Origin of the sequence: Bacillus tequilensis KCTC 13622, from assembly GCF_000507145.1 — a bacterium.
Lineage (GTDB): Bacteria > Bacillota > Bacilli > Bacillales > Bacillaceae > Bacillus > Bacillus tequilensis.
In genome coordinates this window covers 51,264-64,144 of sequence record NZ_AYTO01000044.1, presented here as the reverse complement: position 1 = coordinate 64,144, position 12,881 = coordinate 51,264, and the positions used below count along the sequence as shown (strand labels likewise).

General features: G+C 44.8%; 4 protein-coding genes. All 4 read right to left on the bottom strand.

Translation table 11 applies throughout. The annotated features are described in order from the left end of the window. Nucleotides 1-845, bottom strand: an 845-nt coding sequence (locus tag V756_RS1000000124180) for an NTTRR-F1 domain (protein WP_024716469.1), incomplete at its 3' end; no start/stop codon positions are given. 972 nt (nt 846-1,817) lie between these two features. Further along, the gene (xynC, locus tag V756_RS0121405; protein WP_024716468.1) at nt 1,818-3,089 is read right to left on the bottom strand and encodes a glucuronoarabinoxylan endo-1,4-beta-xylanase XynC; all 1,272 of its coding nucleotides are present in this window, start codon (nt 3,087-3,089) and stop codon (nt 1,818-1,820) included. An 89-nt stretch (nt 3,090-3,178) separates the two neighbouring features. Beyond that, nucleotides 3,179-4,720: a glycoside hydrolase family 43 protein gene (locus tag V756_RS0121400; RefSeq protein WP_024716467.1), complete on the bottom strand. Its 1,542-nt coding sequence runs from the start codon at nt 4,718-4,720 to the stop codon at nt 3,179-3,181. Nucleotides 4,721-5,027: 307 nt separating this feature from the next. Further along, a complete protein-coding gene (locus V756_RS0121390) occupies nt 5,028-12,845 on the bottom strand; it encodes a non-ribosomal peptide synthetase (protein ID WP_024716465.1) in 7,818 nt (2,605 codons plus the stop codon). Between the last annotated feature and the right edge of the window lie 36 nt (nt 12,846-12,881).

Sequence of the window (12,881 nt, the reverse complement as noted above, 5' to 3'; positions counted from 1 at the left end):
GGTCCTGTTTCTCCAGTATCGCCAGTTACTCCGGTTGGTCCAGTTACACCAGTTGGTCCTGTTACTCCGGTTGCGCCAGTAGCACCAGTAGCACCAGTAGCTCCAGTTACACCAGTATCGCCAGTTACTCCGGTTGGTCCAGTTACTCCAGTGGCCCCAGTTACTCCGGTTGGTCCAGTTACACCAGTTGGTCCAGTTACTCCGGTTGCGCCAGTAGCACCAGTAGCTCCAGTTACACCAGTAGCGCCAGTATCTCCGGTGGCCCCAGTTACTCCGGTTGGTCCTGTTTCTCCAGTATCGCCAGTTACTCCGGTTGGTCCAGTTACTCCGGTGGCTCCAGTATCTCCAGTTGGTCCAGTTTCTCCAGTTGGCCCGGTCGGTCCAGTCGGTCCAATAGACTCTATTAAAGAAACATCATCAATTAGAACAGACCCAAAAGTGATTTTACTTATTACCACTACTGCGTTTACTGCTTCAGCGGGGGTTTCAATTGTTCTATATATTTCATTCCATGTATTAAATGAGACATTTGGTAAATTTCCGGGGGTAATGATAATTTCCTGTCCGCCTTCAATCTCTTCCCCTTCACTGTTGACAAATAAAATTTGTATAGTTACTTGAGGACTTGGGTTGTTTCCAAGTCTCCCAAGCGAAACAAGGAATATCATAGATTGTCCAGAAACAACAGGGACGATCTGCCCTAAAAAAGCATACGGCTGGCTACTGATAAACTGTGCGGAATATCTTCCAGAATGGGCAAAAGTATTAATAACGGAAGTATTTGCAGAAGCCCAGCCCGTCAGATTGCCTGTTTCAAAACCTCCATTTACAATCACATCATTCACTCAACTTCATCCCCTGCCTTTTTGAATAGTTCCAGCTATTCTATGCAGAAAAAGCTCCAGCGGTCTTTCACTTCACTAGCTAAAATAAAAAAGGTGAATGTCTCTGAATCACTTTCTCTTCCTGATTATATAAATATAAGTGCCCGAAAAAGAGAAAGCAGTAATAGCTTCTTGGCTAACCAATAGAATAATGTTTGGACCTTATCTAAAGGCAGGAAAAACTTTCTGGGAATTTGCAATGTAATTGAGGGTTTTACTATATTGGATTTAGGAGAGAGCGCTGATGAAGAAGTTTTATCATAGTGAGAAAGAGCAATTCAAAGTCAAAAGTCATTTTATAAAAGCTGTTCAATAGCTTAGCTGCTATTCTTACAAGATTGCTATTTAAATTTTCCCGCGCCATTTTTTGTATATTGGTTCATTCCCTCGCATGAATGTGCATCTTACACTAATCAAAACAGCAATGACTATGCAGTGCAAATGTGTTTTTCTCTTGATTATTAAATAGATATTATTTTAAATATAGACATAGTTATGACTAAACTTGAAAACAAATACTTAAATATTCATTTGGACCTCTAAATTTTTTGCAAGTGCTTTGGAGCCTGATAGTCCTTTTAAATACTTCATTTCCACTTTGTTTAATCCATTCGCTTTTTTATCCTCGTAAGAATTCGTGCAATTTTGAGCCTGAATTTGATAAAGCATTAGTTCGAATGAATGCTACATAGCCTGCCCTTGATTTTTTAGACTTATTATTCTGTGTTCCGCTATTTTTTATTTATTCTATAGACTATCTGTTTCCTATATTGGAGAGACGAAAAAAGCGATATTCCGATCGGAATATCGCTTTTTTCAGACATAGTATGGAAGAGCGTTGAATTTTCATTAAATGTTTTGCTTAACAAGCCTTCTAGGTTTTTGTACCACCATCAGCGGTTATACGAAGCGGAACAGCTTGCTTAGGTTCTCTTAACGCTTTACGACAAATGTTGTCACGCTTTGAGCCGGCAGATGGGCCCAAAAGTGATTGTCCGTTACTTTGAGATCCGTTCCAGGCTGAAGATTGCTGCTGCTGCTCGTGATCCATCTGGATACTTGCGAAGCAGATCCGTTCTGCAACACAAAGTTTTGGTTGACCCCTGTATTGGTTTTGTTAATGGCGACAATCACGACCTTGTTGTCACCTTTATAGGCTGACACGTAAACATTCGGATTAGGGTTTTTCGTTGCATCAATCCTTACATATCCAGGGCGCACAAACTTTGAGAAATGAGCCATATTGTAGCCGCGTTTGCTGATCGTGCCATCTTCTTTCATAGGACCATATGATCTTCGGATGTACCACCAAACATAAGCTTGAAAATCCCCTTCTACCATCGAATTGTGAATATGTTGTGAAACATCCAAGGCCTCGGGCCATCGATCCGCCGAGTTGTTATCACTGTTCGGATAGTATACTTCCGTCATCCAAAGGTCCTTCCCCGCTCCTTTTTGTTTAAAAAGAGGATAAGGGAATTGACTGACCTGAGTCCCGTACAAGTGGGTTCCGAGAATATCCATATTGGCAAGAGCCTGAGGATCGTTCAAGATTGGGTCAGACAAATTCTTCAAGTATTGAAATGACTCAGGCGCAATGACACGGGCATTGATCGAGCCGGCGTTTTCTCTCATAAAGCGAAGTATTTCTTGCGGCGTCCACCACGTCCACTCGTGAGCGTAATCAGGCTCGTTTTGGATGGAAATCGCATACAGATTCACACCATTACTCTTCATGAAGGTAACGAAATCGTTAAGATGCTGCGCGTATGCGGCGTACTTATCGTATCTTAGGCGTTTAGCTGATGTGTCACCATTATGATTGAAGGTCTCAACCATATTGCTTGGAGGATTCCAGGGAGAAGCGAAAACGATTGCCCCATGTTTGATCGCGCTCTTTGCAGTCTCTACTTCTTTGTACCAATTATTTCTATTTTCATCTACATGAATTCTTAAGATCGAAAAGCCTAACTGATTCTGTCCATTGCCAAAAGCAGTTTCTCTTTGAGCAGCTGTTAAATCTCCAACCCAAGCCGGGTGGTTCATTCCTCCAAAACCGCGAATCACTTGTTTTTCTGCAGAAATATTAACTGTTACATCATTTGCCGCCAAGACCTCAGCAGCGCCTGGGCCCATTAACATTGCTGACAGCATAGTGAAACATACCAATAATAGACAAATTGTTTTTTTGACGCTCGACATCATTTTTTCCTCTCCTTCAATGTCTTTTACCGTATTAGAAAAATGTGTTCTGTCTGCTTTTATATCGCAAGCAAGCGGTGCCATAACTGGTGTTATCTTTGCGTAAACTGCCAGTAATCAACATTAAACAAGTTTCCTGTACCTGTTCCGGTAAATACAAAGAATACGTTGTGCACACCGGCTGCGCCGCTTACCGCAGTTTCTATTTCTCTCCAATTTTGCGTTCCGCCTGTGGAAGGGACATTCAGGGTTCCTACAAGCTTACCGGTTGCACTATCGAGACGCACTTCTATTTTCCCGCCAAGAGCGGATGCTACATTTGCTTTAAACGTCCTGGCACCGCCTGACCCGAAGTCTGCATTTCCTACAGCAATCCAGTCTCCGTTATGAATGCTTGTTACATGTTGATTATTTACCGGCCCGCCGGGTGCAGAGGAATTCTCGGTCAAAATCCGTCCATTCCAGGCAAACGTTTCAGCTTCTACCCGGTGATATGGATTCAAATTAGAAAGCTGTGTTACGCCTGAATAATTTGCCGCTACCTCTTGAATAGATCCGTCTGAATTATGCACAAGCTTATTAATATGGGGAGAACGGTATCCTTTGCCGGCCCCGAACAGAGCGGAGCTGACTGTTTGAGTATGATACACCGCGTACCACTCGTTTTTAAAATTGAAAACGGCATGATGGTTGTTCCCGCCGCCTCCGAAAAACGCACCCGGATTTTTCAGGAAGTGACCTCTATACGTAAAGGGACCCATGGGACTTCGGCTGGTCATGTAGCCGATCTCACCTGGGGGTTTATCGGCTGGGTGCGCGCCGCTGAAATTAATACAATAGGAATAGTAATATGTTCCGTTATATTTGTGCATTCCCGAGTCTTCAAACATGAAAGGCGCATCGATCATAGATGCACTTCCAGCAACACTGGTCATATCAGGCCCTAATTTCATGACTCTTGCTGTTTTAGGATTTGCCCATTGCTCCTGTGTTGGATTTGAACCGCCAGGGATGCCTCCGCCGGCATACAGGTAACCGGTACCGTCGTCATCTACGAACACTGCCGGATCAAAAAGCCACACAACACCGGACATTCCTGGTGTACTTGTTGTAACCAATGCTTTTCCAATCGGATCTGTCCACGGGCCGGTCGGACTGTCTGCTGTAAGGACCCCGATACCTCCGCCGCCGTTAGCGAAATAAAGGAAGAATTTATCCTTGCCATTTATCTTTTTAACTGCGACTGACGGAGCCCAGGACGCACCTGCCCATTTTGCAATCCCCCGGCCGCCATTCAGCCCATTGGCTCCTGCTACCGGAATGGATCCATGGTCTGTCCAGTTCACCATATCCGCTGAAGATATGACGGATATTTTATTCAAATTGGCAAATGTATTATCCTTAATCGATCCGTCTCTATTATATTCATAGTCATCACTTGACATATAGATGTAGACTCTTCCGTTATAGGTCAACGCAAACGGATCAGCGCCCAAATGATGGTCGATCAGCGGGTTTGAATTTCCTACATGTTTTGCAATTGGCGTACTGGCAGCATACGCAGACTTCCCAGATAAGCAGCTCAATAATAAAACAAGAACCCATAAACAATATAAGCTACACTTTTTCCTCATTACTTAGTATCCTCCTTTTCTTAAAATAGGGGTTCTTTTGGGAAATTGCAGTGTTGGCAGCATACGACGACTTCCCAGTAATGCAACTCAATCATAAAGCAAGAACCCATAAACATAAGCTACACTTTTTTGTCATGACTGAATATCCTTCTTTTTCCTTAAAATGAGGATTTTCTTTTAACATTTGATGACAAATGGTCATGGAGAACGCATAACGAGGAAACCGTTTCAAATCCATGAGTTTACTCTCTTCTTTTTCGTACAAAATGCCGCCGACTTCCAGAAGCAGCATTTTGTACTAGATCATTTACATTTTGTCAAACTTTGTGTTTCCCGCAAACGATCCCATTGACAGTTGTTCTTCAAGAAGACGTCCTTGGTTATTCCGTTCTTCAATTCTTTTGATAATAGATCGGATCGCATCCACATTTTCTTCAATATTATGTGGTTCAAAAATCGTCACATGATCTCCTTTTAATTTGTACTCAAAATAATGCTGTGCTGTTGATTGCGTCCATCCTCTATCGGTTACATCACCGCATAGCAAATGATGGATGTTGGCGTTGACGGCGCCCGAATTGATCAGTTCATTGTGATACGCAAGGTAGCCTCTGATTTTATCCTTAATCGAAGGAATGGTTAATATTTCTCTGTAATAGTCAGGGATAATGTCCATATTCAGATGGACGATCTCTTCGATTTCCTCTTCCGATAAATGAGTTACCGAAGTGGTTATTTTAGAATCCAGCATAATCACATCAGATACGGTGCGTTCCCGCTTCTCCAAAGCTTTAGCAACCTCAAAAGCCAAATTCGATCCCGAAGAGTAACCAAGCAAAACAAAAGGCCCTTGTTCCTGAATGCGTATCATGCTTTCTGCATACCGGTCAACGATCTCTTTCTCATGAGACGTCTCTTCTAAGAAATCAGCCGCATAGACAGTGCAACCGCCGTCAAGTCTTTTTGCCATTTCATGATAAACGAGTCCATACCCAATTAAAGGCGGGAAACAGAACACAGGGATTGAATCTTCCTGGTTCAGCTTGACGAATACGTTATGATCCGTCTTGGATTCGAAAACTGCCGCTTGAATGGCGCGTGCCATTGTTTCGATGGTAGGAAAATCGTATACGGCTTGATAATGCATGTTGACTCCCATATCGGCGTTAATTTGATGAATGAGCTGCAATACTTTAAGTGAATGGCCGCCAACGTCAAAGAAGTGATCTTTAATTCCCGGGTCACTGAGAGCTAAAATATCCTTCCATATATCGGCCAGCTGCTTTTCAATTAACGTTCCGGGCGCTGCGTATTCGGTTCCGGTAAGCCTATTTCCCTCAGGAGCCGGCAAAGCTTTTCGATCGACTTTTCCATTAGCGGTTATCGGCATCTTCTCTATTTGTACAAAATAAGCCGGAATCATATACGCGGGCAGTTTGTTCAGCAAATGACGCTTCAGCTGCGCCGTATTTAATGACTCGTTTCCTGACAAGTAAGCGCACAGCTGCTTTGAGCCCTCTTCTTCAATCGCGATGACAACTGCTTCTTTGATAGATTCCAGTTGCAATAAAGCCGCTTCGACCTCGCCAATTTCAATCCGGTAGCCCCGGATTTTCACCTGATGATCAATTCTTCCCAAATACTCGATATTACCGTCGGGAAGCCATCGGGCGACATCTCCCGTTTTGTACATTTTTTCGCCTGCGGCAAACGGGTGTTCAACAAATTTCTCGGCCGTTAATCCCGGGCGGTTCAAATATCCTCTGGCTATGCCGGCCCCGCTAATGTATATTTCTCCGGGAACGCCGATCGGCACCGGCTTCATCCCCGCATCCAGCACATAAATATTCATATTGGCCGCGGCCGTACCGATTGGCACCGATTCTCGTCTGTCTTTCTGCGGATCAAAGGAATAAATCATACATCCGACGACCGTTTCCGTTGGCCCGTATTCGTTAAAGATTTCAATTTGATCTTGAAATTGCTCGCTGATGCTCCGGGCCAGCCTCACACTTAAATTGTCGCCGCCTACAATCAGTTTCCGGATCCTGCACTCATGTGGAATGTCCATTTCATGTAATAACTGCAAATGAGCGGGAGTCAGCTTGATAATATCTACTCTGGAATCCCGTACAATAGATGAAAGCAAGGCAGCCCTGTCTTCTCCTCCGAAGACTATGATGGCATTGCCGCTTACGAGCGGTGTGAAGATAGATGTTACCGTTAAGTCGAAAGCGATGGAGGAGTACAGTGGGAAGTTGGCTTTTTCCCCCTTGACATATACCTTGGCAGCCCACCAAATATAATTGGTTAAGCCTCGATGCTCTATTAGTACGCCTTTGGGATTGCCTGTCGAGCCAGATGTATAAATCGCATACGCTAAATCCTTCGCATCGCTGGTCCGCTCAAGATTAGAATGCTCTTCGTGATAAGAGCTTTCCTCATCTAAGAGAACGATTGTGCCCGCATGTGCTGATCTCTGCCGAAGATGGTACTGTGTCAAGACAATCTCGGCTTTGGAATCTTCTAATATATACTGTATGCGGTGCTTCGGATAATCCGGATCAATAGGTACGTAGGCGCCGCCGGCTTTTAATACAGCCAGTATTCCCACAACCAGATCGATGCTATGATCGCTGATGATGGCTGTGAGCCGGTCCGCTTGCAACCCATTGGCCCTTAATGTTCGAGCTAATCGATTAGCCCGTTCATTGAGCTGTCGATACGTTAGTTTCTCATCTTCAAAAACAATCGCCACTTGCTCCGGCGTCCGCTCCGCTTGTTCTTCAAACAATTGATTAATCGTCTTTTCCTTTGGATACTCTGCCGCCGTATCATTGAACTTGTCTATCAGGAGCGATCGTTCATCCGCTGTTAATATCTCAAGGTCTTGAACGCGAATGTCCTGATCGTCCGCCATTTGCTTCATGATTTGTATGAAATGCGTCTGCATCCGTTCGACACTTGCATGATCATAGACGTTGCTATTGTATACAAAATGAATGTCGATTTCTCCCGCGGGCATGACAATGAAATTGAAATCGTAATGGGTATGCTCTTCCATATGGAAATTGATAATGTCCAGCGCGTCACGATTCGGTTTCATATGCTCCATTTGTTTCTCGACCGGATAATTTTCAAATACCATAATATGACTGATCAGCTGCTGCTTTTGTTCGGTTTGAGCCTGAATTTCATACAACGGAAATGTATCATACCCTTGAGAAGCCAATGCCTGCTCCTGGCTCATTTTCAACACTTGTTCCACAGTCATTCCAGGCTGAGCGGTAATACGTACGGGAATGGTGTTAATAAATAAGCCGACCATGGATTCAATCCCCGGAATTTCTGCCGGGCGTCCGGATACAACCGACCCGAAAACGACGTCCTGACTGTTGTTGTATCTTTGCAGCAATAGTCCCCACGCACTTTGAATGAACGTATTCACGGTGACGTGATGCTTGCTTGCAGTCTGTCTGATTTCTTCTGATAGCTGCTTTCCGAGACGGCATGCAAGCATTTGTTTTTGATATCCCTTGGCTTGGTTTGAGACAGGTTCTTTCAGTAAAACGGTTTGTCCTTCATAACCGTCCAAATATTTTTGCCAATAGGCTGAAGCGTTCTGATGATCCTGATCTTCCAGCCATTCGATATACCGGCTGTACGGGGTGACGGCTTCCCGCTCCGGTTTTCTTCTCTCAAGAAGTTCATAATAGGTTTCAAACACTTCTTTCGTAATAAGAGGCAGACACCAGCCATCCATTAAAATATGATGGAAGCTCCATATCAATCGGACTTGGTCATCCTCTGTACGAAGGATTGATACGCGCATTAACGAATCTTGGATAAGGTCGAATCCTCTTGCCTTATCTTTTTGTACAAAGCTGGCAATGAACTCGTTTCGTTGTTTATTCTTCATGCTTCGAATATCTTCAACAGTTATTTCGATCGGTTTTTTTCGGAATACGATCTGTAAAGGCTGATCTTTCCATTCCGTATAAAAATGAGTCCGGAGAATCTCATGTCTTTCCGCCAGCTGTGACAAACTCATTGAAAATGCCTCGATATCCAAGTCGCCTTTGAGATCAAAAGCGGCTTGTTCAAAGTAAGCTCTGGAAGACGAATCGATTAAACTGTGGAACAGCATACCTTTCTGCATGGGAGTTAAAGGATATATATTTTCAATCTCGCCGATATGCTGTGTTTGCTGAACAAATTGATCTAATTCCTCGATTGTTATGTCCTTCAGCGAGATATCGCTTGGCGTCAGGTGAATGTCTTCTTGAGCTGCGCAATGTTCGATGACTTCTTTTAGGCTGTTCTTTAAGAGAGCTGCACATGTTTCCATCGTTTCTCTTCGATATTGTTTACCGCTGTAACTAATGGCCAATGACAGCCGGCCGTCTGAGATCATGCCGTTAATGTCAAGCGTATAGGCAATGGGATGCCTGTCGCTCGCAATTTTCCCTCCGGAGTAAGGAGATACTTCGATTCCTCCATTTTCGAAATCTTGATCAAATTGTCCGAGGTAATTGAAGCTGATTTCCGGATGTCCGGTCCATTCTGATGCCTTCGGATGATCGGTCAAATATTTCATCAGGCCATATCCTATTCCTTTTTGGGGAATCTGACGCAGCTGTTCTTTCACCGTCCTAATCCACTGGGAGATGTCCCGGTCCGCCTGGATTTGAAGAGAAACCGGGTATTGGGTTGTGAACCAGCCCACCGTACGTGAGATATCAACGTCTTGAAAAATAGATTCCCTGCCGTGTCCTTCCAGATGAACATGAATTTCTTCATGCCCCGTCCAGCGATGAACAGCCATTCCGAGTCCGGTCAGCAATAAATCATTAATGTCAGTCGTATAGGCCCGGTTCGATTTTTTTAATAAACGCTCGGTTTCTTCCTCTGTCCATTGGACGATGATCGTTTCCCGGTCTTCGGCCAGACCGGTCTCCTGCTCATTGTCCTTTGGCAATTTGTGTTGCGAGATATGTCTCTGCTCAAGCCAATATTGATTTTCTGCTTCAAATTCCGGACTTTCTGCATAACGTTTCAATCGTTCAGCCCATAACAGATAGGAATCCGTCTTCTTAGGGAGCGTGAGCGCTTCTCCGTTTTGGAGCTGCTCATAAGCTGACGTTATATCCTCAAGTAAAATCCTCCACGATACGCCATCTACAACCAGATGATGAATCGCAATCAGCAAATGATCGCCATCCTGACATTGAAACAATCCCAGTTTCATGAGCGGTCCATCGGCTAAATGGATGGATTGCTGAATGTCATTTGCTATCGTTTCTATCGTTTCGGCAGGGTTGTTTTCTTCGAGTAAAGAGAACACGTCGAGGGTGAATAATTCTCCTTCACTGATCCCGCGGGTTCTGGCTTCGTATTCATGATCTCCCTGAACATAGACCATGCGCAAAGCATCGTGATGCTCGGCAATCTTCTTCATGACTTTCTGAAGCTTCGATTCGTCCAACCCCTCTTTAAAATAAAGCATGACAGATTGATTATAATGGTGCGGATCAGGGTATTGCCGGGCGAAAAACCAATGCTGAATCGGCGTCAATAAGGTACGGCCTTTGATCTCCCCTTGTTCTGCGATTCGGGTAACGGGCTCAATAAAAGGAGCAAGCCCGGAGATCGTCGGGTGTTTGAACAAGTGTTTGATGTCAAGCTTATACCCGGCTTGATATAAGCTTGAGGTCACCTGAATCGACTTAATCGAATCTCCTCCCAGCTCAAAGAAATGATCATCGATTCCGACCTGTTCGGCGCCTAATACGGATTCCCACACCCCGGCCAGTATTTTTTCCAGTTCTGTCCGCGGAGCTGTATAGGGATTGCCAGTGAGATTTCCCGTTGGAGCAGGCAGCGCCTGACGATCTATTTTTCCGTTGGAAGTAAGCGGCATCGCTGCCAGCTGTACAAAATAAGCAGGGATCATATAGGACGGAAGCTGCCGGGACAGGTGCTCCCGAATTTCGCCTGCGGTTAAAGAATGCTGTGCGGTATAATAGGCGCACAAGGATGTTTCCCCGTTGGTTTCTTGTGCCATAACGAGAGCTTCTTGAATCGGCGGTATTTGGAAAAATGCGGATTCGACTTCCCCGATTTCAATGCGGTAACCGCGGATTTTCACCTGGTGGTCGATCCGGCCTAAATATTCGATATTTCCGTCCGGCAGCCGCCTTGCTAAATCTCCCGTCCGGTACATTTTCACCTCTGGCACAAAGGGGTGCTGCAAAAATCTTTCCGCTGTTAATTCCGCTCTGTTCAAGTATCCTCTGGCGATGCCGTCCCCGCTGATATAGATTTCTCCCGGGACGCCGGCCGGCACCGGTTTCATGCTCTTATCCAGCACGAAAATGTTCATGTTGTCCGCGGCGGTTCCGATCGGCACTGATTCCCGTCTGTCGTTTTGCGGATCAAAGGAATAAATCATACAGCCGACGACTGTCTCTGTAGGCCCGTATTCGTTAAAAATTTCGATTTTTCCGCCGAATTTCCCGCTGATGCTTCGGGCGAGCCGCGTGCTTAAATTGTCACCGCCGACAATGAATTTCCGAATGGTGCACTCAGCAGGGATATTCATCTCTTTCAATAACTGCAAGTGCGCCGGGGTCAGTTTGATAATATCCGTCCTTGAATCCTGAATAATGGAATCAAGCAAGGCAGCACTGTTTTCTCCTCTGTAGACAATAATGGAATTTCCTGTAATGAGCGGAGTGAAAACAGACGTTATCGTCAGATCAAAAGCGATGGACGAATATAGGGGAAAGTTGGTTTTTTCCCCTTTGACATAGACCCGGCGGGCCCACCAAATATAATTGGTTAAGCCCTGATGCTCAATTGCCACTCCTTTAGGCTTGCCTGTGGAGCCTGACGTATAAATGACATAAGCCAAATCCTTCGTACTGCTGATCGGTTCCAGGTCAGAGCCGTCTTCGTGGTAAGAGCTTTCCTGATCGAGGAAAACCATTGTGCCCGCAAGTTCCAACTGTTTTTGAAGATGGCTCTGCGTCAGGATGATATCAGCTTGGGAGTCTTCTACTATATACTGTATGCGATGCTTCGGATAATCCGGATCAATTGGCACATAGGCCCCTCCCGCTTTTAATACGGCCAGTATTCCCACAACCAGTTCGATGCTGTGTTCACTGATGACGGCGGTGAGCCGGTCCGCCATAACGCCCTTGGCCCTCAAGGTTCGGGCTAATTGATTGGCGCGTTCATTGAGCTGGCGATACGTGAATTGCTTTTCTCCGCAAATAATGGCTGGTTGATCCGGTGTTCGTTTCACCTGTGCTTCGAATAACTGATAAATCGTCTTATCCCGCGGATATTCAGTTTTCGTATGATGATAGTCAGCGAGAAAAGTATTAGTCTCCGCTTCAGACAAGATATCCACTTGGCCGAGAGTGAGGTCGGGCTGGAATAACATGATAGAAAATAGACGATTTAAATGCCCGATCACCTGTATCATATACTCGCGGTCATAAGCTTGTTCATTAAAACATAACTTTACATTTATCGAGTCTTCCCCCATAGCAAACTGAAACAAAGCATCTGCAGCAGCCGTTTCTATGAAACGATCAGAATGAATTTGCTCTAATGAAACAACCGTATTGATGATCGGCAAATGATTTTTATTATAGTTCAGCTGCAGCTGTCCGGCCATTTTTTCAAAGGGAACGTCCTGATATAAGATTGCTTCGTCCAGCGTATGTTTCAGTTCGTGGAATATCGATTTAAACGTACTGTCGGCATTGATATTCTGCTTGATTAACATGAGCTGTTCTAAACGAAAATCTTCATCAGTTTCGTCTTCAAAGGTTGGAATCCCTGTAATTACGTTCTCTTCTCCTGTGTATTTGTACAGCAGAGATTCAATTCCGATCAGGAGAACCAGATAGACGGCCATTGGCGTTTGGTTCGTCATGGACAGGATGCGCCGTGATACATCCGCACTCAATGAACTGTGAATACAGTCAGATCCACTCGCTGCATCACGCTTTACTGTTGAGTCGGACATTTGAAACGAAGGGAATGCACTAGGACGGTCTTCCGTGTGAAACATTCGGCCCCAGAACAACTCCTGTTGTTTGAATTCTGACACTCATATCCCTCCAGTTGGTTTCATTCCTGTTTTCAG

Excerpts from the sequence above, each read along its gene's own strand:
- xynC (WP_024716468.1), bottom strand. The coding sequence starts at position 3,089 with ATGATGTCGAGCGTCAAAAAAACAATTTGTCTATTATTGGTATGTTTC.
- V756_RS0121400 (WP_024716467.1), bottom strand. The coding sequence starts at position 4,720 with ATGAGGAAAAAGTGTAGCTTATATTGTTTATGGGTTCTTGTTTTATTA.